Consider the following 22,426-nt stretch of genomic DNA (forward strand, 5'->3'; position numbering starts at 1 on the left):
ACGCCTTCGCTCCCGAAAAGTGCCACTCCACCAGGCGTACGCCAACGACACCGTCCTCACCCGCCACAGCGACGACGGCCGCGTCGCCAGCTCCCTCTCCGCGCCCTGGCTCCAGGCCGACATGCTCGAAGCCGCCCGCATCCGGCCCGGCCACCGCGTCCTGGAGATCGGCTCCGGCGGCTACAACGCCGCCCTCGTCGGCCCCACCGGCCACGTCACCACCCTCGACATCGACCCAGCCGTCACCGACCGCGCCACCCGCTACCTGGCCCGGACCGGTACGACCGCGTTCAGGTGGTGACCGCGGACGCCGAGCACCTGCCCGCCGGCCTCGTGCCCGAGGGCGGGATCGACGCCATCACCGCCTCCACGCTGCGCCCCACCGGGCGACCTGATGGCCACGAAGTTCCCCGGACGGGTCTTCGACGTCGGCATCGCCGAGCAGCACGCCGCCACCTCCGCCGTGAGGTTGGCCATGGGCGGCTACCAGCCCGTCGTCGCCCTCTACGCCACCCTCCTCAACCGGGCCTTCGACCAGGTACTCATGGATGTGGCCTTGCACCAACCTACCTTCGTCTTGGACCGAGCCGACGTGACCGACCCCGACGGGCCGAGCCACCACGGCATGTGGGACCTGACCGCCCTGGCCGCTGTCCCCGGTATGCGCATCGCCGCGCCGCGCGCCGCCGCCCAACTCCAACTGCTGCTCTCCGAAGCGCTCGACGCCCACGACGGACCCACCGCACTGCGCCTACCCAAGGCGGGCGCCGGTGCGGGCATCCGGGCGTTGGCCCGCGTGAACAGCCTGTACATCCTGCACCGCAGCACCGCGCGGCCCCTGGACGTGCTGCTCGTGCCAGCCGGACCCCTGGAACGGCCCGCGCTGGAGGCGACCGGGGAACTCGAGGAGCACGGCATCAGCGTCGCTGTCGTAGGCCCCCGTTGGCTGTTACCCATCAACTCCACGCTGTAACGGTTCGCCGTCCTCCACCGGATGGTGGTCACGGTGGAGAACAACACTCGTACGGGCGGCATCGGCTCCGCCACCGCCCAGGCGTGCCGGGACGCGGGGGTCGGCACGCCCGGTGGCCAACCTCGGTCTGCCCGCCCCCGATCCCCCGTTATGTTTCTGCGGTCCCGTTGCAGGACCGCAGAAAACACGGGGGCACCAACTCCGGAGACGCTGACAGACCGCTGATTGGGGGCATGACCGCCGACCTTTCCCCAGGTCGAGAGGCTCTTCGCAATGTGGATGCGGCGATCGGCGCCGTGGCTATAGCCCTCAGGAGATAGAGCAAATTAGAGAAACCAAAAACAGGAAAGCTTAAGCCAATCTGCAGTGAAATCGGTAACTCTTCCCCATTTCCGACATCGCCGCGAAGCTTACTTGGTGGTCCGTCGAAAAATAACTTACTTTAGCACGAAACCTTCAATTTCTACTCCGGTATTCTAGCGGCGACATTTTGAGCATTTTCCGAAACGCTCGCCGCATCGCCTCAGCGTTGCGATATCCGCAAAGGTCGGCAATTTGCGCCACAGCCTCATTCCTGCAATTCGCAAGCCGCCTACAGGCCATCTCGAATCTAATCTTGGCAACGTACTGACCTGGCGGCATTCCGGTATCTTTGGTAAAAACGCGCGTGAACTGCCTAGGGGAAAGTGAGGCGCGACGCGCCAATTCTTCCACACTAAGATCACCTCGTGGGTGTTCAAGTATCCAATCTAGAACTTTTCTGATGCTATCGCGGTGAGTAATTTGCGCCTGCAGTTGGGTGCTTATCTGGCTCTGATTATAGGGACGGCGCAGAAATACAACTATCTGGCGCGCAACTTTGAGTGAAAGTTTTTGGCCGTAGTCTTCCTCGACCAGAGCCAAAGCCATATCAATACTGCTAGTAAAACCTGCTCCCGTCCAAAATCTGCCATCATGTATAAAAATTGATTTTCCGGAAGCTTTAACCTTTGGGTATTTCGTAGCGAAATCTGATGCGGAGCTCCAGTGCGTAGACGTACGTACCCCATTCAGAAATCCCGATTCGGCCAAAAGCGTAGCACCTCCACCTGGTGCTACAACCCTTTCCGCGCGCCAGCTATGGTCTCGCAACCATGCAGCCACGCGCAAGTCGCTTGGGGCATTAGGTAGAACTATGGTGTGTGTTTTACAGGGCCCTTCCAGCACAGAGTCCGGAACTATGATCAAACCGCCGCTAGCGCGAACCTTATCGCCATCAGGGCTAGCTGTGTGCAAAGTGTAGGGATGACCTTGAGGGGATGTGGGGGACAGCAGGCGATTGGCCATGTCGAAAACGGTAGCTGGACCAGTGGTATCTAGGGCTTCCATTTTATCCGTGAGAATAAAAAGGACACTGCGACTGGGCATGACGTGAGCACTTCCTCTATAGGCAACAAGATGCGAAATCGCAAATTGCTACTACTCTTGACGCCATTCAGGTTCTTTGAATTCGGAGGACCCTATTCGGCCGGAGTTAAGGTGAATAGGTCGCGGTCAAGTGGTCCACTCGGCCATTATTTTAGCTCATAGATTTCATTCTTTCATGAGTTTCGAACTTGCAAAAGAGGGAACATTATTATTCCTGGGGAACGTTGATGTAACTTATGCTGTGTCCTGAGTGGCGGCAGTTCAGGGAATAGAGCCGGTTCCAGGCGGGTGAGCGGTCAGGGCGAGGCGAGAGGTCACCAACCCTCATAGCGTGCACTGGTTTTGCGTGTACGCCCCAGCAGGCCATCTCACCGCCGAGACAGACTTCGACGGCCGCATCCTCGCCTACACCCGTAATGCCGCAGGACTTCTCACCGCCCGCACCAACACCCTCGGCCAGACGACTCACTACGCACACGCCGCAATCGGCCGCGTGATCCGCAAGGAGGCCGACGGGCGGGTCATCACGTACGAGTACGAACCGAACGGCCAGCTGGCGCAGGCCATCGGTCCCAGCGTGGCCTGACCCGGCAGCACGACCAGATGGGCAACCTGACGTCCGAGACGGTCAACGGGCGGACCGCCACGTACGCATACGACGTCTTCGGCCGTCGTACGAACCGCACCACTCCCACCGGGGCGATCAGCACCATCACCTACGACATCGCAGACAACGTCGCTGAACTGACCATCGCTGGGCGCAGGGGCAGCTTCGAACGTGACCGCGCAGGAAAAGAACTCGTCCGCCACGTCGGTGCGGCCGTAAGTGGGTGTTTCATCCTGATGTCTCATCCCTAGCTGCGGCTTTGATGTGTTGGTGTCGGGTCACGCCAGGAGATGGTGTTCTCGCCGGTGAGGCGGCGGGCCATGAGGTCGGTCATGGCGAGGTGGATCATGGCTTCGGAGTGGGCCGGGAGGGTCTCGTAGTCGCCGGCCAGGCGGCGGTGCAGCATCAGCCAGCCGTAGGTCCGCTCGACGGTCCAGCGCTTCGGGATCGGGGTGAAGCCCCGGCTTCCGGGGGGGGCGCGTTGGACGATTTCGAGGTCGATGCCGAGGGTGGCGGCGTGGTCGATGCAGTGCTTGCGGTAGCCGCCGTCGACCCACACCTTGCGCAGGCTGGGCTGGTCCGCGGCGGCCTGCTCCAGGAGGGGGCGGCCGCGGTGACCAGGACCGCCAGCAGCAGGCCGAGGGTTGCGGGAGGTAGGCCCACTGACAGTGTTCACAGAGGTGATGAACCGCATCCGTGTGCCCCGGCTCGGCGGCGGTCAGCCGCGCACCACACTCCTCCATGTCCCGGCCGATCAGGCGTGCTGCTCGCGCGAGATTTCGCGACTCCCTGCAACGCAGCGAGGTGTCGTAGCCGTCGTCGTGTGCCCGCCCGGGATTAACCGAGACAGCCTTTATTCCGGACACTGGCATCGGTGTAGCAACGCGGGTGGCAGTCCACCCGGCTTCGATCGCCAGAAATACAAGGCCAGACACAACGTCGAGAACCGGATCGGCTTGCTGAACAGGCCCGCAGCATCGCGACACGCTACGACAAACTCGCCGTCCGCTACGAAGCGACCATCCAACTCACCTTGAGTTACAAAAAGCGCTATGACCACACCTCAAAAACGCTAGCGGCGTTTGCGGCAGTCAGATTCTTCACATAGAACCCATATGCGGCCCCCCTCGCTATCTTGCTGTGCAACGAGTGCAGCGAAAGTCCGATTCCACACAATGTCCGCATCCCATTTCCTCAGGCACGCACACAGGGCCATCCAAGCATGAAGGTGCATTGCGACTGAACTCCATTCCTCGAAATGGCAAAACATGCTGCGCTTTCTTAGGATTAGTACGCTAGAGGGCAATGCCGGCACTGGCCTGACGAAAGCGTTAAATTTGACGAATTTACTAAATTCACGCCACGGCCTTCCTGGGGCTCGTGCATGCGGCGGCGGGCGTTCATCATCCAGGCCAGCGACCTCTGGGCTTCCTCTCCGCGTTCGCCGCGCTCTCCGCCCCGCCTCCCGCACCTACTACGACAAGAAGATCAAGGAAAGCAAGCACCACACCCAGGCCTTAATCCGTAGGTACGACAGTCCAGGACGAGATCAGAGTTCGATCTATTCCAGTGACCGGATGGCAGAAATATCGAACTGCAGCCGAGCCTTCTCGCTCACTACGGTGCCGCCAGCCTTGAGGCGCTGGTTTGCAGACGAGTCCCCGGTGTGTGCGGTCGATGTTAGTGGCGCTGTCGAAACCGCAACGGGGTGACAAACCCACTCGGCACTTGGAGTGAACGGAGGGACATCCTCCCCCTCCCGGAGATGCCGTTGCCGCCCACTGATTCGCGGGGCGGCAACGGCATGCGCGCGATCAGCTGCGGGAGGGGGCGTTCGCCGCAGTCACGTTGACGGCGGCCCACGCCTTGTCCACTGTCTTGTACTCGGTGCTGCTTGCGCCGCCGTAGAGGTCAGCGGCCGCCCTCAGCGTGGCGGTGCGGGCATCATGAAAGTCAGTGGTGGAGACCATGTACCGGGTGAGTGCCCTGTAGAAGATCTGCGTCGCCTTGTCCCGACCGATACCGGTCACCGAAGAGCCGTCGCAGGTCGGCGAGTTGTAGGCCACTCCGTTGATGGTCTTCCTGCCGCTGCCCTCGGCCAGCAGGTAGTAGGCGTGCGAGGAGACGCCGGAACCTTTGTGGGCCTCGGCGCGGTTCAACCCCGGCGACCAGTTCTCCACCACTCCCTCGAGCTTGTCCAGGGAGGGGTGGTCCAGGCGGCGGAGGAACCCCTGCCGCAAGCCGAGCTTCTCGCCAATCAGGTAGTTGGGCGGGTTGTTCGGGTTGTTGGTAGCGAACTCGACATTGCTGCCGAAGATATCCGCGAGCGACTCGTTAAGCGAGGCGGACTCGCCGTGCAGATTGCCGTGCGCGTCGGCGTAGGTCCCCTGGAGGTTCGCCGTCGCGGCCACTACACCGTGGGTGAGCTCGTGACCGGTGATGTCGAGGGCGACTACGGGCTGACGCAAGGTCTTCCCGTCGCCGTCGCCGTACTCCATGCAACCGCAGTCCGGGGCCCAAAAGGCGTTGCCGACCCTACTGCCGAAGTGGACCAGAGCGTGTACGCCCGCTCCATCGTTCTTGATGCCGTTGCGGCCGAAGGTCTTCTTGTAGAAGTCCAAGGTTCTGGTGATCCCGTACTGCACGTCGACGGCGGCGGTGGAACGGTCATTCGCTTCACCATTGCCCCAGTGGTTAGTAGTGCTGGTGAACGCCCTGCCACGCCGATACCGCGTCAGTTTCCTGTTGCCCGCGTCCCGGCTGTCGGTCTGGCCACGGCTCGGGTCCTCGAGCGTAAATGAGCTCTTCGCGGTTTGCGTGGTGATCAGCGGAACACTGCCGACGAACAGGGACTTGCCAGTGCCCTTGGCCTGCGCGGGGAAGCCGGGCACCTTGGAAGAGCGGGGCGTGGCGGCAGCGAGGGAAGGAGTGAGTTTCTGGCCACTCTTGCGGAGCTTCTCCCGGACGCGAGGTGACAGGAAGGAGTCGGCGGTCGGGGTGTTGCTGAGGATCGAACCGCTGGCCGCGTCGAGGACCACGGTGCGGGTGCCAGACTCTGTGGTGGAGCTGTCCGTCACATGGATCTGGTAGGCGAGGGCCAAGTGTCTGGCGCGGGCGTCCACCACCAGCTGGGCTGCACCCGCAGTGCCCTTGGCGGTGGCGGCGGCTTTGGCCTGCGCCTGTGTGGTCGTCAACTTGGCTCTAGTGGTGGCGACCTGAACCGGCTGGTGCACTGCACGGGTCACGCCGGTGTAGGCGAATCTCTTGCTGAGGTGAATAACCAGATCGCCGCCGAGGACCGGCAACCCTTGGTGCGAGCGCATGAAGCGGACGTGCTGTTTGCCGTCCGGGTCGATCAGGACGTCGGTGGCCTGAAGTGTGTCGCCCTTACCGACGCCGGTGGCGGCGGCGTGGGCGTCGGCGGCGGTGCGGGCTGCGTTGATCACCGGCTGGAAACCGGCGCTTGCGGCAGGAGCAGTGGCTTCCGAGGCGGCGAGGGCCGGGCCTCCACCGCCCACGGCGACAGCGAAGGGCGTAGTGACGGCCAGGACTATCGCCAGGCTTCGTATATGGGATGTAAGCATGGTCTATGAGCCTTACGGTCTGTTTGATATAGGGACAGGTTGGAAAATCGCCTCGTAGTGGGCTGTTACTGAGTTTGTAGGCGTGATGTCGGAGGGGCTGACAGGTGGTGTCAGCCGCGGTAGGCCGGAATCATGAGGTATCCGCAGAGGGGTGGTCTGACGGCCGAGCGGCGGCCCTTTCGTGAGGGTGTCCGCCTGCAGGCGGCCGAGATATTCTCCGCGGGTGACGACAGTGCGGTGGTGGCGAAACAGCTGCGGGTCAGTGTGCGTTCGGTGCAACGCTGGCGCCGCGCCTGGCAGGACGGCGGGGATGACGTCTTGCGGTCGAAGGGCTCGGCGGCCCGGCGCAAGCTGACGGCTGGAGCCATCAGGTCCCGGCGGAGCGAACCCTGGAGCGGGACGAGGAGACTGTGGCCGGCTGGGTGAAGGACACGTGGCCGCAGGTGGAAGCACCGCAGCGGCGCTCGGCGCCTTCATGGTCTTTGAAGACGAGGCCGGGTTCTCGATGACGCCGCCCACCTCGCGCACCTGGTCCAGGCGGGGGCACACGCCCGTAGTCCGGGTGCGTGGCGATTCCCAGCGCCGCTTATCCGTTGCCGCCCTGTCCTGCTACAAACCCGGCGAACGGACACGCCTGGTCTTCCGGCCCAAACAGAATGTCGATGACAAGCGCGGTGGCCGGCGCAGCTTCACCTTTGCCGGCTACCGCGACCTGCTGGCCGCCGCCCACCAGCAGCTCGGCGCCCCGCTGGTACTGTTCTGGGACAATTTGAATGTGCATCTAAACGCCCGTTTGCGGGCCTTCATCGATACCCGCGACTGGATCATCTCTTTCCAACTCCCTTCATATGCCCCCGACTTGAATCCCGTGGAAGGTGTCTGGTCACTGGTCCGGCGCTCGGCGCAGTGCAACACCGCGTTCACCGACCCCGACCATCTGATCCGGACCCTCCGCCGCAGCCTCCGCGAGATTCAGTACCGCCCCGAACTCATCGACGCATGCCTCACCATCACGACATCACGCCCACAACCTCAGTAGTTCGCATGCGGACCTCCTCCGTGGCGGGGTATGGAGGTACGGCCCATCACCGTGTGGACAGCGGGGCATCGCCCCGCGTCCGGCGGCGTGTCAGCAGTTGGAAGGAACAGCTGACGGCGCATTTCCCCTGACCCCGGCAGCGTGCTTGCGCACCCGGCAGATTGTGAAGTCGACCGAGACTCCCATTAGCGCACCCGCCCGTACAGGTTCGGGGCGTACCAGCAGAAGGACGAAACTCGCACGTTCTTGCCGGGCCGCGGCGCCTCCAGGTACTGCCCGCCCCCGAGGTAGATCGCTACGTGGTGGACGCCGGACGAGCTGCTGTCGCTGCTCCAGAACACGAGGTCGCCACGGCGCAGCTGCCCCCGCGAGATCGGCTGCGTGGCGCGGTACTGGGCATCGGCGACGCGGGGCAGGGCGATGCCCGCCTGCCGGTACGCCGCCATCACCAGGCCCGAGCAGTCCCACCCGTGCGGACCGTTGCCACCCCATACGTAGGGGTCGCCGAGGTGACGCATGGCGTACGAGATCGCGGCCTCGGTGCCATGGCGGCGGGGTGCCAGGACTGGTGGAGGGGCGGGTCTAGGTGCCGGGTGCGGTGGTGGTGCCCGTACGGCCCACGTACCGCTCGTACTTGTAGTGGTGCCTGATCCAGTACCAGTGGCCGCCCTTCCAGTACCAGTAGACGCGGTCGGTGGCGTCCCCCATGCCTGGCGGCCGCAGAAGACGGGCTCTCGGGCGGACGCGGACCCGCGCTTAGCGGTGCCGACGGACGCGCCCTTCCCGGCGCGCGCTACGTACTTGTCGTAGTGCGACGTCCAGCGCCACCAGCCGGTCGCGTCCTTGTACCAGTACTTGGCGCCGTCCCAGCCCGCGTGGCTCGGGGCGGTTTCCGCCGACGCCGTCCCAAAGGCGGCGCCAACCAGGACCGCCGCGCCGACGGCGGCGGCCACGGCACCGCGCACGGTGCCCCAGCGCTGCTGCCCGGCACGGTCCGGGCCGGCCGCGGCCGAGCAGTGCCCGCAGGGGCAGTCGGCGGGGGCGGCTTCGATGAATCGGGGAGTCTGCACGTGAAAACCCTCTCGTTCCGTTCGGTTCCTGCCGTTCGTGCCGGTCAGTGGGTGTCGACGGCGCTCCCCCGCGCCGTGTAGAAGGCCACGGTCAAGTCCTTGACCAGGGCCTTCCGTTCGTAGTCGTCGAGTGCGACGAGCCCCCGTTCAGTGAGCCTGTGGACGGTGTCGTCCACGGCGTCCAGGACCGACGTCAGCACGCTGTCCCGGTGCTTGGCGTCGATCGCGGCGATCTGGCGGCGCTGCATGGCCGCGGCCACTTCCGGGGCGTACCCCACGCGCGTGGGCCGGACGGAGAACACCTCGACGCCGACGGCTCTGCACTCCGCGGCCAGCGCCCTGGTGAGCGCGTCACCGACGGCTCCGGCGTCCCGCAGGGTCGGTACGTCGCCGTCGCTGTCGGCCGGGTCGTGGAACGAGTCTGCGGGCAGCCGTGACGCCACGCGCGCGGTCACCGCCTCGACCTGTTCCGCCAGGTAAGCGGTGTGGTCGTCGACCATGAGGAGCGCCCGCGCCGTGTCCTTGACCTGCCACACCACCAAGACGACGACCCGCAGCTCCACGCCCTGCGCGTCGACGGCGGGCATCGGATCGCTCCGCCAGTGCCGAAGCCGTACGTCGACGCGTCTGCGCAGCATCAGGGGGCTGATCCAGACGAGTCCGGTCCGCCGCACGCTGCCCCGGTACCGTCCGAAGAGCGACAAGACCCACGCACTGCCGACCCTCCCCCGGGTGAGCCCGCCGAGCGCGAAGAGCGCGACGGTCCAGCAGCCGCAAACGGCCGCCGACCGCGCCACGTCGAACCCGTGCCGCAGCCGCGGGGGTTCGGGCACATGCAGCAACTCCGTGACTCGCCCCGGCACGAACCCGCTGTCCCAGGCCAGCCACCCCGCCCCCGCGAGCGCGAGCAGGGCCACGGACACGGCCCACCAACCGGACCAGGCGGGCCCTGGCAGCTCAGCAAGCTCGCGGTCCCCTCGTGAGAGAAAGACCCCACGGACAGGGACACTGTGCGTCTGTCGACCCGTAGCTGACTGCGCTACTGCGGAAGCCACTCCGGTCATCGTCTCGGATGGTGCTCCACTCTTAGCCGATCCTGCCGCAGCCTTGGCTCCCTCACGGATCGGGGTGCGCCCCGGTTTGTTGCCCGTCCCCGAAACGTCAAGTGGTTTAGCAAGTTCGGTGTTGTCGGCATGGGAGAGCAGATCCATGGGAGTGTAATCGTAAGAATTCCTGATGACGATTTCGCCGGGCAGGGAGGAAGGCGGCCAGCGGCTTGGGTGGAGGCCTGCCCCGGTAAGGTACTCGGGGATGACCGGGGCTCGCGAGGTAGCAGGCTCTCTTTTCACTGCGGATTCCTTCGGCCATTCGACATAGTTAAAGGATGAGACATCTCGCATCGCCGGATAGGCGGCATTTAAGTACCAAGTAGGTGATCACGCCACTCAAGTTACCCGATCAGGAATAAACGTCATAGATCTAAATTTTATCTCACGTGGCATGATGTCTCCTGCGGCATGCCGCCAGTCGCGGGTGCCGATTCGTCGAATCGTCTGGTTCCAGATAAATTCAAAGAAGGGCAAATTGCTGGCCGGGCCGAACCCGGACGATCACAGCAAGAGCAGCAAGCGAAACGTCCCATCCGACGCCCAGGGCTTCCCGCTCACCGTCGCCATTTCCGGCACGAACATGCACGACATCTTTTCCTTAAGTGACTCATCCGCAGCACACCCGCCGTCGTTTCACTATGGGCCGCGGCAAGGTCGCCCCGTCAGACTCCGCGCGGGCAAAGCGCACTTCTCCATTGAACGCCTCACCTGACTTCGTGGGCGCCGAATTGTTGCGCGCATTGCGCAGGACCGGCATCGAGTCCGGAGAACGCCTCGGACGGCACTGCTGCACCTGCAGCCGAAAGTTCTGGAATGACTGCCCGATAGTTCCTCTTCTTAATCATGACGCCTTTCAATGGACTTCCCATAGTCGGATTCGTGACCATGATGATTCACCGCTAAGCGGTGACACCTCTACGCTAAAGCTAGTCCACACTTCCCGAAAGAGGGCACTTTAATACCACTAAGGAACATTGACATAACGGGGCGATCCGAGCTTCCGCGGGAGACGGGCTATCCACTGAAGCAGAGGCTCACCATCATCGGTGCGAAATGGAGTGCTCAGGGGCGAGGGGAACTTGACAGCGGTTCACTGAACTGGGCGTTTCCCGAACGGGCCTTGCCCCCTGATGTTGGACACACGAGACACTGGATCCTGAGGATCTGAGAACGGACATCTCGTGGTCATGAAGAACTATCCGCCGGAGTTCAAGGCGGACACGGTCGCGCTCTACGAGTCGGGGCCGGAGACGACGATCGGGTCGGTCGCCGCTGATCTGGGCATCAACCCGGAGACCTTGCGGAACTGGGTGAGGGCTGCCGGAGCAAGCCGTCCGCGAGGACGCCGGACACCGGAGACGATCCAGCCGCCGGAACCGCTGGAGGCGGAGAACGCGGCCTTGCGGAAGAAGATCCGCGAGCTGGAGGAGGAACGGGAGATCCTGCGGAAGGCGGCCAAATATTTCACCGGGGAGACGCGCTGGTGAACCGCTTCCAGTGCGTCGCTGACCTGCAGCGCCGCTACGGCGTAAAGCGGCTCTGCCACGTCCTCGGCGTCAGCCGCTCGAGCTTCTACTACTGGTGCCGGGCAGCCGCCGACCGGGCCATCCGGCAGGCGGCCGACGCACGACTGGCTGCCCGGATACGAGCGGTGCACCAGGAATCGGACGGCACTCACGGAGTCCCGCGGATTACCGCCGAGCTCCGCGAGACCAGCGGTGAGGCGCTCAACCACAAGCGGGTCGCCCGGATCATGCGGGAGTCCGGGATCGAAGGAGTCCGGTTGCGCCGCTGATACCGCACCACCGTCCCCGCTCAGGCTGCAGCCAAGGCCCCGGACCTGATCCGCCGCGACTTCACCGGCCATCACGCCGAACACGAAGTACGTCGGTGACATCACCTATCTGCCCCTCGACGGTGGGAAGTTCTGCTACCTGGCCACCGTCATCGGCCTCGCCTCACACCGCCTGGCCAGCTGGGCGTTCGCCGACCATATGCTCACGGACCTCGTGATTGACGTCCTGGCCGCGGCCGTCCGCACCCGCGGCAGCCTCGCGGGATCGGTCATGCACACCGACCACGGAGCCCAGTACACCAGCAGGGCCTTCGCCGAAGCCTGCAGGTCAGCAGGGGTCCGACAGAGCATGAGCGCGGTCGGGTCCAGCGCGGACGACGCACTCGCCAAGTCATTCAGCGCGACCTTCAAACGCGAGAGCCTGCAAGCCCGAAAGAGCTGGCCAGGCGAGCGCGCGGCCAGACTCGACGCGTTCAGATGGCTCCACCGCTACAACACCCGGCGCCGACACTCCCACCTCGGACAACGATCACCCATCGCCTTCGAGAACACCTTCCACCTCACACCAACTACGCTCACATCAGCCGCATAACCCGTGTTCAGGATTCGGGGACAAGGCCCGTGTTGAGGTGTTCCAGCACCTCGATCAGAGAGATGGTGTTGTAGCTGCCGGGCTTGAGGTGGAAGCACAGCCGCTGGCCACGTGCGCGGTCGGTGGCGTGGTAGCCCAGCGCGGCGGCCATCGAGGCTCGTTTCCAGTTCAGCCGCTGCCGCAGGCCGCGCGGTGCGTAGGTACGGCGCACTTCGGGCAGCAGCGACACCCCCGATTCGTCGAAGAAGATGATCCAGGTACGTTCTTCACCGCCCCTTTTCGAAGCGTGGCCACCTTGGCGATCCACCGGGCGATCTCACTCTCATCCCGTTTGGCGGTGTGGCGGTGGGCCCGCTGTAGGGTCCAGCCCAGCCGTCCGGTCAGCAGGCGCCACACCGATGCCCGGGACAGCGTCACCCCGCTCACCCCCTCCATCACCACACCCGCTCGCTCCAGGGTCCACAGGTTGGCCTCGAACCCGTGCGCTTGGGCGCCCTGTTCCAGAGCGGCTCGCAGCGCCTCGACCTGGGAGTCATCGAGTTTGGGTGGCTGGACGCCGCCGCAATGCCTGGGCCCCGTCCTGTTCCCGCATCCGTCTCCACCGGCGCACGCTCTCGGGAGGCATCTCCCGCCCGGGCAACCTCAGACGAAGGACGTCTTTGCTCGAACAACTCGACCGCGCGCATACGCCGGGCCTCGGCCAACTGCGGCCGTGTTAACGGCGGAACGGAGACATCAGCAGCAACGGCCTACGACTCGCAAGACACATTCACATGCTGGCACCGCCATAGCTCCCGCACCCACAGAACTAACGAAAAACTCAGTAGGGTCATAGTTTCGGCTTCTGCTGTGTGTCGCGCGCGGTGCGGAAGCGAGGGGCCTAGGGTCGGGGCATGGACGATCCTTCTCCTTTCAGCGTAGTGGGCTTGTTGGGCCTGTACCCGGGGGCCGTACTGCGCGTACCCGTTGAGGGGGACGCGTCGCCGGGGAACGCGGCCGGCTTTGTGGCGTGGAGTTCTGAGTGCTCGGGCGGCCGGGTTACGGAACTCACGATGGGCCCGAGATGGCTGGGAACTGCTCCGCAAGGCGAACGCGGTGAGACTGCCGTGACGGTGCGGGTCAGGGGCCGGGCGGCGCGGTGAAGCTGTGGGCACGCTCTCGCAGTGCGGTGGCGTGGGGCTGCCGGGGGAAGCTGGCCAGGGTGCGCCGGAGGCCGGCGAGAACTTGGTCGGCCTGGGCGGAGCGCAAGTGAGGGTAGTGGTCGAGGAAGAGGTGCCAGTGGGTGCAGGCTTGCTCGAGGTGCCCAATACGTAGGAGGCTTTCGGCCAGGCGGGCCTGAGTCAGCGCGTAGAGCTTGTGCTCGGCGGGGGCGCGGTGCCGGGCGGCGTCCTGGTAGGCAGCCAGGGCTTCGACGGGCTGGTCCAGGGCGTGGAAGGTTTCCGCACGCTGGTAGTCGAGCCCGGCACGGGGGTAAACGCTGAAGGCCCCGGGTTCGATGGACGCGCGGCTGTGTGCGTGTTCGGCCGCGTCCAGGTCGGCCAGGGCAAGACGGCTCTGGCTCGTCGCGGCGCGGGTGAGGGCGCGTTGGCTGAGTAGGAAGGACCAGGCGGCCGGGGCGACGGTGGATCCGGCGATGTCAGTGGCGGCCTGGGCCAGCCGGGCGGCAGTGGGCAGATAGCCCAGGCGGAGAGCCAGGGTGCTCGTGGCGCGCAGAGTAATGGCGTAAGTGGGGCGGTGGCTGGCCTCGTGGGCCAGGGCGAGCGCGGTGCGGTAATAGTGCTGGGCCAGGCCGGGGTGTCCGGCGTCAGCAGTCATGGACGCGAGCAGGTGCGTCAGCTGTGCACAGCCGACGAGCAGTTGCCGGTGCAGTGTCTCAGTGGCCGGGGCAGACAGCAGGGAGCTGGCGTCGTCGGCAAGGTAAGCGGCCAGGGCCGAGCGGGCGTGGGCGCCACCGTGAGCGTTGCCGAGGGAAGCGAAGAGGCGGGCCGTGTCCTGCAGGGTCTGGGTGTCAGCCTCGGTCGCTCGGCGCTGCGATCTCGGTTGGTGCGGGCGGGATTTCTGGGGCCAGTCGGGCAGTGCGACAGCGGCCGGGCTGTAGGCAGTGCGGGTAAGGAAGACCCGACGGGCGGGGTCGGTATCGTCGCGGCAGAGTGCGGTCATCCGGCGCACGGCGTCGGCCTCCTCCAACGGGTGGACGGCAGCGGCCTGCGCTGGTGCGGGGAGCTGGGCAAGACCGGTGTCCTCGACTATGACCCGACGACCGGTGCGTCGGGTCAGTGCCTGCGCGGCGAGAGCGGGAACCGGAGCGGAGGGGCGGGAGCCGGCGAGCCAGGAAGCGACCGAGGCGCGGCTGTAGCGTAGAACCATTCCCCGTGTGGTGCCCAGGGCGTTGATTGCCCGGGCCAGAGCACCCGCGCTCCAGCCGGCCTCCGCCAGGAGCGCGGCCAGCTGGGCATTGGGATCACGACGGGCCATGACAGCCTTTCCTCCGCTCTCTCGAATTCGCAAGCGCACAAGCGTTTGACGCGTTTGACGCCCCGGCAGCCCAAAGCGGCTTCCCTTTCCAGCGGGCGCGGCGCTTGCTGGAGTTGTGCCCACTCTCGCGGGCTCGGAAGAAGGAAGCAGGCGGGATTTGGACACCCCCGCATCCGTACCCTCATCCCATGAAAGGGGAGACCACCATGGCCGCGCCTGTGGTCCGCACGCCCGCGTCGCAGGGTTTGGACCTGCTGGTGCAGGCCCGCCGGAGTGTGGAGCCGGGGCTGCGGGAGTGGGCCGGTCAGCTGCCCGCCGTCGCACGCCGCTGGGCGGGATACCACCTGGGGTGGCTAGACGCCGAGGGCCGGCCCTCGGTGGAGGCTGCGGGCAAGGCGGTCCGTCCGGCGCTGGCGTTCACCGCCGCGCGGGCGGTTGGTGGCACCGGCCAGGACGCGCTGGGTGCGGCGGTGGCCGTGGAACTGGTCCACGCCTTCTCCCTGGCGCACGATGACATCTTCGACGGCGACGCACTGCGCCGGCACCGCCCCACGGTATGGAAAGCCTTCGGGGTGCCGGCAGCGGTCCTGACCGGGGACGCACTCCTTTCGCTGGCGTGCAAGGTACTGGCCGACACACCCGGCCCGCAGTCGGCGCGCTCGGTGTCTTGGCTAGCTGAGGCCGTGGCGCAGCTTGTCGAGGGGGAAGCCGCTGACGTTGCCTTCGAGACACGCACCGATGTAACGGTGGCCGAGTACACGGCGATGGCGGCGGACAAGACTGGTGCCCTGATGGGCTGTGCGTGTGCGCTGGGCGCCCTGGCCGGCGGGGGCGGGGACGTCCGCGCCGGGTATATGGCCGAATTTGGGCGGCATCTCGGGGTGGCGTTTCAGATCGTCGACGACCTTCTTGGCATCTTCGGTGACCCAGCAGCGACGGGAAAGCCGGTGGGAGCGGACCTCGCCGCACGGAAGAAGACCTACCCCGTCCTCGCCGCCTTGGCCTCCGCCACCCCTGCCGGCCAGCAACTGGCCGCGATGTATGCCGCCGAGGGAGCGCTCGGCGAGGAGCAACGGGTGCGGGCCACCCAGTGGGTGGCCGACGCCGGCGGGCGCCAACAGGCGCAGCAGGCCGCCAACCTGGAGCTGGCGGCTGCGTTTACGGCGCTGGTCAAGGCCGACCCTCAGCCGCAGGCTCTGGACGAACTGACCGCGTTGGCAGGTGTCCTGACTCACCGAAAGGCGTGATGACCAGTTCCGTACGCCACACCCCTGCGCACCTGGCCTGCTCCTCCATGGTTCGCGCCGCAATCTGCTGCGTCACCCTTGCCGACTGTCTCATGCTGCCGGACGGCATTGAACTGCCCTGCCCGGCCGCCCCTTTGCTGGCCGGTACCGTACGCCGCAGCAGCCGCGCCGCAGTCCTGGCCCCGGTGCGCACTGCCAGACCGGGCGCCGGGGAGACACCGATGCCTGGTGGGCCGTCGGCCGCCGGTGTCCAAGGGGGCGCTCCGCATGGCACTTGCCGCCGCCACTACGGACCAACACCCAGCCCCGGCTCTTTATGACGTAGTAGACCCTATGCTGCCGTGTCCGCTCCCCGCACGGTGCTTCTGCCGTCCCCACGCTCATTCTGCGCCGAGTGGAACGCGCTATCGACGCCGTGGAGCGGCTGCTGGACCGGGGCGCGGGCCCCGTCTAAGGGGTCGAGTATCAACTCGACCTCAAACGTAGTTTTCTGTAAAGGAATTTTACAGGTGGTCTGATCTGCGGTGTTGTGAGGAGTAGCGAGTTGTGCCCTCAATGCGCTTGAGGGTTCGCCTGGATCCAGGCGGCTTAGTACTGCAACGGTTTTTCCCGTGACTGTTGGCTAGGTCAGGGGCTGTGTCCGCGTCGCTTGTAAGGGCTGATGCGGGCTTGGTGTTGGCGGCGTCGACGCCAGGTTGACCAGTGCAGGATGTGCTCGACGGCCACGGGTCTTGGGTTGGCCAGCCGCGTGATCAGACGTTTGATTTCGGCGAGGCTGAGGTGGATGAGCCGGGAGAATCCGTTTCTGCTTTGTTCGTTTCCAGCTGGCGGGCTCGCAGGACGGTGAGGCAGGCGTGGGCACCGTGGCCAGGGTCATGTGTGTGGGGAGCCAGCTCCGGAGGCGCTGGCAGACCGCTGATTGGGGGCATGACCACCGGCCTTTCCCCAGGTCGGGAGGCTCTTCGTAATGTGGATGTGGCGATCGGCGCCGTGGCTAGGCCGGGTGAACAGGACCACCGAAGGATGCTCGGCATGATCGATATCAGCGGCATCGACGTTTTCCTCGGCCTGGATGTCGGCAAGGGCGAACACCACGCCACCGCCATCACCCCGGCCGGGAAGAAGGCCTTCGACCGGAGGCTGCCCAACAGCGAGCCCAAGCTCCGTGAGGTGTTTACCAAGCTGAAGTCCAAGCATGGAACCGTGCTCGTCATCGTCGACCAGCCAGCCTCCATCGGGACCTTACCGCTGGCCGTCGCCCGTGCTCTGAACTGCGAAGTCGCCTATCTGCCGGGACTCACGATGCGTCGGATCGCCGATCTGCATCCCGGCGAAGCCAAGACCGACGCCCGCGACGCGTTCATCATCGCCGACGCGGCCCGCTCCATGCCTCACACCCTCCGCGCGATCGACGCCGACGACGAGACGGTCGCCGCGCTCGAGATGCTCGTCTGCTTCGACAACGACCTGGTCGCCGAGGCCAACCGGCTCTCCAACCGGCTCCGCGGCCTGTTCACACAGGTCCACCCGCATCTGGAACGGGTCCTGGGTCCACGCATGCAGCACCCAGCCGTCCTGGCCCTGCTGGAACACTTCGGGTCTCCGGCCCAGCTCCGCCAGGCCGGACGCCGACGGATTGCCACCGCGATACGTCCCAAAGCGCCCCGTACGGCAGACCGCCTGAGCAGCGCAATCTTCACTGCGCTCGACGAGCAGACCGTCGTTGTTCCCGGCACCGGGGCAGCCTCGTTGATCGTCCCTAGCCTCGCCCGGTCGCTGACCGGCTTCCTCGAACAGCGCCGCCTGCTGGAGAAACGACTCGAAGAACTGCTGGCGGCTCACCCTCTTTCCACAATCCTGACCTCGATGCCAGGAGTCGGGGTCAGGACCGCAGCTCGTCTCCTCATCGACGTCGGCGGCGGCACCAGGTTCCCCTCCGCTGCCCACCTCGCCGCGTATGCCTGACTCGTCCCGACAACCCGCAGCTCGGGCTCCTCAATCCGCGGCGAACAGCAGTCGAAACGGCAACAAGCAGCTCGAGAGGACCTTCTTCCTCTCCGCGTTCGCCGCGCTCTTCGACCCCGCCTCCCGCACCTACTACGACAAGAAGATCAAGGAAAGCAAGCACCACACCCAGGCCCTAATCCGTAGGTACGACAGTCCAGGACGAGATCAGAGTTCGTTACGGGCTGTTCGAGCATCAGGGCTGTGACGCTCACGACCACCCGGGCAGTTCACCCCTCACCGTAGATCGGTGCAGGGCCCTGGTGGTCGTAATGTGACGGTTGCGTGGGCGCCGGACAGATGCCTTACCCAAGCCGGGCCGCGATGCCAAAGAGGAGATTGCGCAGAGTTCGGCGTCCTTGCGACCGCCGATATTTACTTCCAGCCCCGCTTCGTCTTCGCAGCCATCGACGCGGGCTGCGCCGCCGTACGCTACCCCGGCAACATCACGAAACTCGATGACCGCGTCGCCGACATCGCCGAGGTCACCTCCTCCGTCGGAGTGCCCATCCGCATCGGCGTCAACACCGGCTCCCCCGACCCGCGCCTGCTGAAGACGTACAGCCACGCCTCCCCAAGGCCCTCGCCGAATCCGCCCTGTGGGAATGCTCCCTCTTCGAGGAACACCGCGTCCGGACCTGAAGATCGCGGTCAAACACCACGTCCCCCTCACCATGATCAACTCGTACCGGGCGCTGGCCGAGCCCTGCGACTACCCCCTCCACCTCGGCGTCACCGAGACTGACCCTGCCTACCAGGGCTCCACCAAGTCCGCCGTCGCCTTCGGCGTCCTCCTGGCTGCGGGCATCAACGACACCATCCGCGTCTCCCTGTCCGCGCCCCCGGTCGAATAGGTCAAGGCAGGCCGACTGCCACAGCCTGCAGTCCCTCGGCCTACGCCCACGCAAACTGAAGATCGTCTCCTGCCCCGGCTACGGCCGCCGCCAAGTCGATATCCATCGCTTCACCGCCCAGGTCGAGGCCCCGTCGACGGCTTTCCCCACCCGCTGCGCGTTGCGGTCATGGGCTGCGTGGTCAACGGACCCGGCGAATCCCGTGAAGCCGACCTCAGTGTGTCCTGCAGCAACGGCAAGGCCAGCTCTTCGACAAGGGCAAGGTCGTGCGCATCGTCACCGAATCCCAGGTCGTCGAAACCCTCCTGGACCGAAGCCCTGCGCCTGACTGACCAAGCTACCGTCCGCGTAGGCGGTGAAACCCCATGCCTGAGCTTCCCCGTGATCCTGGCCACTCGATCTTTGTACTGCAAGGTCGTATTGGTGTCGCTGTCGGGTCTCGGCTGGCGTGAGGTAGCTAAGACGTCGTTTCACTTGGTGAGTCTGCGGTTACATATGAGGGTCGCGGTGAAGGCGAGGAAGTGTTCCGGCTTGCGCTCGTAGCGGCGGTGGAGGCGTCGGCACCCAGACAGCCAGGAGATGGTCCGCTCTACTACCCAGCGGTGTCGGCCCAGGTGTCGGGATGACTCGACGCCCCGACGGGCGAGACGGTGCCGGATGCCGCGGGAAGCGAGCCATCGCCGCAGGTAGCGGTAGTCGTAGCCCTTGTCACCATGCAGCTTGCCGGGCCGCGGGCCGCGGGCCGCGTCGAGAGCGAACGGGCAGGATGCCGCGGACCAGCGGGATGAGAGCCTGGCTGTCGTGGAGGTTGGCGGCGGAGATGCCGATCGACAGGGGCAGGCCCTGGCGATCCACGATGAGGTGGATTTTCGATCCCTTCTTGCCGCGGTCGGTCGGATTCGGTCCGGTCAGCTGCCCCCTTTGAGAGCTCGGACGCTGACTGAATCGATCGCACACCGCGACCAGTCAAGCTCTCCCCGCGTGCCGAGTTCGTCCAGGACCAAGCGGTGGAGCTTGGCCCACACCCTGGCTTCGGTCCACTCGGTGAAGCGCCGGAAGGCGGTGACCCCTGACAGGCCGGAGCCCGGCGGGAGTTGGGTCCATGTGCAGCCCGAGGTGGCCACGAAGACGATCGCGGCCAGCACCTCGCGGTCTCCGCGCCGACGGTGCCCCCGCCCTGCGCGCGAACCGGTGCCACCGGCACCACCCGCTGGAACAACATCCACAACTCTTCCGGCGCCATCCGCTCGACAAGCGCAGCACTCATCACCCCAGACTGCCGCAAGAACACGCCAACTGAAATGGCGTCTAAAGACCTTGTGCTTGCGCAGCCGACGACCGTTGTAGAACACCTCGATGAAGTCGACGACCTGGGCTCGGGCAGTGACTCGGTTAAATCAGACGTGGGTTCCGATTTCCTCTTTGAGCAGGGCCCAGAAACTCTCGGCATTGCCCGAAGCAAGTTCCCGTCTAGCCGCAGCTTTGCCGGAGACGCAACTCGTTCATTAGGCAACGGATTTGACTGCTCGTGTATTCGGTGCCACGGTCCGAATGTGCTATGCGGCCAGGCCGGAGACGGCCACGGCCCGCAGCCATCCTCAGCCTCAGGTGGATCATGATGCACCGTCGGCTCGCCCGCGACTGCGAGACCAAACCCTCACCCTCAGAAAGCATCATCCGCCTCGCGGTAATCTGCGCCCTCACCCAATGCACAACCGGCGAAACCACCCCAACCTGGCAAGACGAATAAAACGCAATCACCCATGAACTACACGAACCAGAGGTCATCTGAGTGACAACCCTGCCCGCGGTTAGATCTCAAGTGTCACGTTGTAGCGACGCAGCCAGTCGTTCAGGCCCAGGACGAGCTCGGCGCCCGGCCGGGTCTCCAGGGTCGCGTCTGCCGTGGATGCCTGGGCTACGGCAGACGTATTCAGCAGGGGCAGCACGGGCGAATCGCTGTCACGAAGGACGGCCTGCAGCCCAGCGCGCAGGGCTTGTGCGTAGTGGGGATCCTGCGTGCTGGGGTAGGGGCTTTTGATTCGCTGTGAGATGACGGACGGCAAAAGGTCACGGGTGGCGGCGCGGAGCAGTGACTTCTCCCGGCCGTCGAAGGTCTTCATGGCCCAGGGGGTGTTGAATACGTATTCGACCAATCGGTGGTCGCAGAAAGGGACGCGGACTTCCAGGCCCGTCGCCATACTGGCCCGGTCCTTGCGGTCCAGCAGGATCTGCACGAAGCGGGTCAGGTGGAGGTAGCTGATCTCCCGCATCCGGTGCTGGAGCCCCGTATCGGTGGGCAGGTAGGGGACTTCAGCTAGAGCCTCGTGGTAGCGCCGGTCCGTATAGCCGTCCAGGTCGAGTTCCGTACGCAGGCCTGTGTTCAGCAGGGCGTCGCGGGTGCCGGTGCTGCCAGAGAACCCACCGGCGATGCCGGCAGCGATCCACGGAAAGGTATCTGCGTGCACGCTACTGGGGTCGTGGAACCAGCGGTAGCCACCGAAGACTTCATCCGCAGACTCACCTGACAGGGCAACCGTAGAGTGTTTCCGAACCGCTTGAAACAATAGGTACAGAGAGGTGTCGCCGTCGCCGAACCGGGTGGGAAGGTCATGGGCGGCCAGGACAGCCCTGCGGTGTCCAGGATCCATCAGGTCCGCCGTATTCAAGATGATGTCGGTGTGGTCGGAGCGCACGTGCGCGGCCAAAGCGTGGGCGTAAGGGGTGTCAGGGGTGGAACGCAGGTCATCGGCGCTAAAGTTCTCGGCCTGGCCACTGAAGTCGACGGCGAAGGTGCGGAGCGGTCCGCTGCTGCGCTGGGCGGCGAGGGCTGTGATGGCCGAGGAGTCCAGGCCACCAGAGAGCAGGGAGCACAGCGGCACATCCGAGATGAGCTGGCGGGCCACGATGTCTTCCAAGAGATCGCGTACGCAGGCAATGGTAGCGTCGATGTCGTCGGTGTGCTCGCGGGCTTCCAGGGCCCAGTAGCGCCTGACCGACAGACCATGCCGGTCGACCCGTGCGGTGTGGCCGGGCCTTAGCTCGTACATCCCCTTGTAGATGGCGTGCCCGGGTGTCTTGGTGAACGCGATTAGTTCCGCCAGGCCGTCCGCGTCGACGCACGCGCGCGCTGCAGGATGGGCCAGGATCGCCTTCGGCTCCGAGGCGAACAACACTCCGTCACTGGTCGGGTAGTAATATAGGGGCTTGATGCCCATCCGATCGCGGACTAGGAGGAGTTCCTGGTCGCGTGGATCCCACAGGGCGAACGCGTACATGCCGTTGAGGCGGCCCGGGAAAGCGTCGCCCCACTGCAGATAGGCGTGGAGCACCACCTCGGTGTCACTGCTTGTGCGGAAGATGTGCCCCAAACCTTCTAGCTCGGCACGCAGCTCCCGGTAGTTGTACACCTCGCCACTGTAGGTGACCACCAATACAGTGCGCCCGTCCCGCTCGACCTTCATGGGCTGCTTGCCGCCCTCAATGTCGATGACAGCCAGGCGGCGGTGGCCGAAAGCGGCGTGTCCGTTGAGCCACATCCCGGCGGCGTCGGGGCCACGGCAGGCTAGCGGCTCCGTCATCGCCGCAAGTGTGCTGGACTCCAAGGAAAGGTCCCGCTCGTAGGAGATCCATCCGCTGATTCCGCACATACACGTGCCCTCTCTATACC

At 65.3% G+C, this 22,426-nt stretch carries 16 protein-coding genes and 9 pseudogenes; 12 read left to right on the forward strand and 13 right to left on the reverse strand.

Features of this window, described 5'->3' with window-relative positions; genetic code table 11:
- Window positions 1-19: 19 nt before the first annotated feature.
- On the forward strand, window positions 20-301 hold the full coding sequence (locus KY5_RS42410) for a hypothetical protein (RefSeq protein WP_234362590.1): 282 nt from the start codon (window positions 20-22) through the stop codon (window positions 299-301).
- A 93-nt stretch (window positions 302-394) separates the two neighbouring features.
- Window positions 395-973 (forward strand): hypothetical protein, encoded by a 579-nt coding sequence (locus KY5_RS02845; protein ID WP_234362591.1) that lies wholly within the window; start codon window positions 395-397, stop codon window positions 971-973.
- 456 nt (window positions 974-1,429) lie between these two features.
- On the opposite strand, the gene KY5_RS02850 is transcribed toward KY5_RS02845, so the two are convergent.
- Window positions 1,430-2,380, reverse strand: coding sequence for a GlxA family transcriptional regulator (locus tag KY5_RS02850; protein WP_098240686.1), 951 nt, complete (start codon window positions 2,378-2,380; stop codon window positions 1,430-1,432).
- 346 nt (window positions 2,381-2,726) lie between these two features.
- Here KY5_RS02850 and KY5_RS02855 point away from each other — a divergent pair, with 346 nt between their 5' ends.
- The gene (locus KY5_RS02855) at window positions 2,727-2,966 is read left to right on the forward strand and encodes an RHS repeat domain-containing protein (protein ID WP_159072468.1); all 240 of its coding nucleotides are present in this window, start codon (window positions 2,727-2,729) and stop codon (window positions 2,964-2,966) included.
- A 17-nt stretch (window positions 2,967-2,983) separates the two neighbouring features.
- On the forward strand, window positions 2,984-3,238 hold the full coding sequence (locus tag KY5_RS02860; RefSeq protein WP_098240688.1) for an RHS repeat domain-containing protein: 255 nt from the start codon (window positions 2,984-2,986) through the stop codon (window positions 3,236-3,238).
- Here KY5_RS02860 and KY5_RS02865 read toward each other — a convergent pair.
- The 3 genes and pseudogenes from KY5_RS02865 to KY5_RS02875 form a co-directional block, all read right to left on the reverse strand.
- Window positions 3,235-3,632, reverse strand: a pseudogene (locus KY5_RS02865) (transposase); the annotation flags it as partial. The gene KY5_RS02860 and the pseudogene KY5_RS02865 sit on opposite strands and share 4 nt — an antisense overlap.
- Before the next feature lie 916 nt (window positions 3,633-4,548).
- Window positions 4,549-4,693: pseudogene (locus KY5_RS42415) on the reverse strand (polyisoprenoid-binding protein); the annotation flags it as partial.
- Between the two features lie 108 nt (window positions 4,694-4,801).
- Window positions 4,802-6,571 (reverse strand): M4 family metallopeptidase, encoded by a 1,770-nt coding sequence (locus KY5_RS02875; protein ID WP_098240689.1) that lies wholly within the window; start codon window positions 6,569-6,571, stop codon window positions 4,802-4,804.
- Window positions 6,572-6,703: 132 nt separating this feature from the next.
- Here KY5_RS02875 and KY5_RS02880 point away from each other — a divergent pair, with 132 nt between their 5' ends.
- Both KY5_RS02880 and KY5_RS02885 read left to right on the forward strand, forming a co-directional pair.
- Window positions 6,704-6,997: a helix-turn-helix domain-containing protein gene (locus KY5_RS02880; protein ID WP_418952735.1), complete on the forward strand. Its 294-nt coding sequence runs from the start codon at window positions 6,704-6,706 to the stop codon at window positions 6,995-6,997.
- 79 nt (window positions 6,998-7,076) lie between these two features.
- Window positions 7,077-7,610 (forward strand): transposase, encoded by a 534-nt coding sequence (locus tag KY5_RS02885; RefSeq protein ID WP_234363129.1) that lies wholly within the window; start codon window positions 7,077-7,079, stop codon window positions 7,608-7,610.
- A 185-nt stretch (window positions 7,611-7,795) separates the two neighbouring features.
- On the opposite strand, the gene KY5_RS02890 is transcribed toward KY5_RS02885, so the two are convergent.
- From KY5_RS02890 to KY5_RS02895, 3 genes and pseudogenes are all read right to left on the reverse strand, one after another.
- Window positions 7,796-8,128, reverse strand: coding sequence for a C40 family peptidase (locus KY5_RS02890; protein WP_098240691.1), 333 nt, complete (start codon window positions 8,126-8,128; stop codon window positions 7,796-7,798).
- A gap of 64 nt (window positions 8,129-8,192) precedes the next feature.
- Complete coding sequence (locus KY5_RS42915; RefSeq protein ID WP_267894260.1) at window positions 8,193-8,318, reverse strand: hypothetical protein; 126 nt, start codon at window positions 8,316-8,318, stop codon at window positions 8,193-8,195.
- A gap of 406 nt (window positions 8,319-8,724) precedes the next feature.
- Window positions 8,725-9,444 (reverse strand): annotated as a pseudogene (locus KY5_RS02895) (SPFH domain-containing protein); the annotation flags it as partial.
- A gap of 736 nt (window positions 9,445-10,180) precedes the next feature.
- Here KY5_RS02895 and KY5_RS41680 point away from each other — a divergent pair.
- Together KY5_RS41680 and KY5_RS02900 are read left to right on the forward strand one after the other, a co-directional pair.
- On the forward strand, window positions 10,181-10,501 hold the full coding sequence (locus KY5_RS41680) for a hypothetical protein (RefSeq protein ID WP_159072469.1): 321 nt from the start codon (window positions 10,181-10,183) through the stop codon (window positions 10,499-10,501).
- A 469-nt stretch (window positions 10,502-10,970) separates the two neighbouring features.
- Window positions 10,971-12,176, forward strand: a pseudogene (locus tag KY5_RS02900) (IS3 family transposase).
- 7 nt (window positions 12,177-12,183) lie between these two features.
- On the opposite strand, the gene KY5_RS02905 reads toward KY5_RS02900, so the two are convergent.
- From KY5_RS02905 to KY5_RS02915, 3 genes and pseudogenes are all read right to left on the reverse strand, one after another.
- A complete protein-coding gene (locus KY5_RS02905) occupies window positions 12,184-12,483 on the reverse strand; it encodes a transposase (protein WP_234362592.1) in 300 nt (99 codons plus the stop codon).
- 47 nt (window positions 12,484-12,530) lie between these two features.
- Window positions 12,531-12,611: pseudogene (locus tag KY5_RS43195) on the reverse strand (hypothetical protein); the annotation flags it as partial.
- A gap of 684 nt (window positions 12,612-13,295) precedes the next feature.
- A complete protein-coding gene (locus KY5_RS02915; RefSeq protein ID WP_098240694.1) occupies window positions 13,296-14,651 on the reverse strand; it encodes a tetratricopeptide repeat protein in 1,356 nt (451 codons plus the stop codon).
- A 188-nt stretch (window positions 14,652-14,839) separates the two neighbouring features.
- Here KY5_RS02915 and KY5_RS02920 point away from each other — a divergent pair, with 188 nt between their 5' ends.
- On the forward strand, window positions 14,840-15,898 hold the full coding sequence (locus tag KY5_RS02920) for a polyprenyl synthetase family protein (RefSeq protein ID WP_098240695.1): 1,059 nt from the start codon (window positions 14,840-14,842) through the stop codon (window positions 15,896-15,898).
- 752 nt (window positions 15,899-16,650) lie between these two features.
- Here KY5_RS02920 and KY5_RS02925 read toward each other — a convergent pair.
- Window positions 16,651-16,778 (reverse strand): annotated as a pseudogene (locus tag KY5_RS02925) (IS701 family transposase); the annotation flags it as partial.
- Window positions 16,779-16,930: 152 nt separating this feature from the next.
- Here KY5_RS02925 and KY5_RS02930 point away from each other — a divergent pair.
- From KY5_RS02930 to KY5_RS43040, 3 genes and pseudogenes are all read left to right on the forward strand, one after another.
- Window positions 16,931-18,047, forward strand: a pseudogene (locus KY5_RS02930) (IS110 family transposase); the annotation flags it as partial.
- Between the two features lie 129 nt (window positions 18,048-18,176).
- Window positions 18,177-18,647, forward strand: a complete 471-nt coding sequence (locus tag KY5_RS43035; RefSeq protein WP_324965832.1) for a flavodoxin-dependent (E)-4-hydroxy-3-methylbut-2-enyl-diphosphate synthase — start codon at window positions 18,177-18,179, stop codon at window positions 18,645-18,647.
- Window positions 18,577-19,299: pseudogene (locus tag KY5_RS43040) on the forward strand (flavodoxin-dependent (E)-4-hydroxy-3-methylbut-2-enyl-diphosphate synthase). The gene KY5_RS43035 and the pseudogene KY5_RS43040 overlap by 71 nt, the downstream one beginning before the upstream one ends.
- Here the strand turns inward: KY5_RS43040 and KY5_RS02940 are convergent.
- Both KY5_RS02940 and asnB read right to left on the reverse strand, forming a co-directional pair.
- A pseudogene (locus tag KY5_RS02940) lies at window positions 19,227-20,023 on the reverse strand (IS5 family transposase). The pseudogenes KY5_RS43040 and KY5_RS02940 sit on opposite strands and share 73 nt — an antisense overlap.
- Window positions 20,024-20,567: 544 nt before the next feature.
- Window positions 20,568-22,406 carry an asparagine synthase (glutamine-hydrolyzing) gene (asnB, locus tag KY5_RS02945; protein WP_098240696.1) on the reverse strand — a complete coding sequence of 613 codons (1,839 nt, stop codon included), beginning with the start codon at window positions 22,404-22,406 and terminating at the stop codon, window positions 20,568-20,570.
- Between the last annotated feature and the right edge of the window lie 20 nt (window positions 22,407-22,426).

This window comes from Streptomyces formicae (genome assembly GCF_002556545.1).
Classification (GTDB): domain Bacteria; phylum Actinomycetota; class Actinomycetes; order Streptomycetales; family Streptomycetaceae; genus Streptomyces; species Streptomyces formicae_A.

Excerpts from the sequence above, each read along its gene's own strand:
- KY5_RS02845 (WP_234362591.1), top strand. The coding sequence starts at position 395 with ATGGCCACGAAGTTCCCCGGACGGGTCTTCGACGTCGGCATCGCCGAG.
- KY5_RS02850 (WP_098240686.1), bottom strand. The coding sequence starts at position 2,380 with ATGCCCAGTCGCAGTGTCCTTTTTATTCTCACGGATAAAATGGAAGCC.
- KY5_RS02860 (WP_098240688.1), top strand. The coding sequence starts at position 2,984 with ATGGGCAACCTGACGTCCGAGACGGTCAACGGGCGGACCGCCACGTAC.
- KY5_RS02875 (WP_098240689.1), bottom strand. The coding sequence starts at position 6,571 with ATGCTTACATCCCATATACGAAGCCTGGCGATAGTCCTGGCCGTCACT.
- KY5_RS02880 (WP_418952735.1), top strand. The coding sequence starts at position 6,704 with ATGAGGTATCCGCAGAGGGGTGGTCTGACGGCCGAGCGGCGGCCCTTT.
- KY5_RS02885 (WP_234363129.1), top strand. The coding sequence starts at position 7,077 with ATGACGCCGCCCACCTCGCGCACCTGGTCCAGGCGGGGGCACACGCCC.
- KY5_RS02890 (WP_098240691.1), bottom strand. The coding sequence starts at position 8,128 with ATGCGTCACCTCGGCGACCCCTACGTATGGGGTGGCAACGGTCCGCAC.
- KY5_RS42915 (WP_267894260.1), bottom strand. The coding sequence starts at position 8,318 with ATGGGGGACGCCACCGACCGCGTCTACTGGTACTGGAAGGGCGGCCAC.
- KY5_RS41680 (WP_159072469.1), top strand. The coding sequence starts at position 10,181 with ATGATGTCTCCTGCGGCATGCCGCCAGTCGCGGGTGCCGATTCGTCGA.
- KY5_RS02915 (WP_098240694.1), bottom strand. The coding sequence starts at position 14,651 with ATGGCCCGTCGTGATCCCAATGCCCAGCTGGCCGCGCTCCTGGCGGAG.
- KY5_RS02920 (WP_098240695.1), top strand. The coding sequence starts at position 14,840 with ATGAAAGGGGAGACCACCATGGCCGCGCCTGTGGTCCGCACGCCCGCG.
- asnB (WP_098240696.1), bottom strand. The coding sequence starts at position 22,406 with ATGTGCGGAATCAGCGGATGGATCTCCTACGAGCGGGACCTTTCCTTG.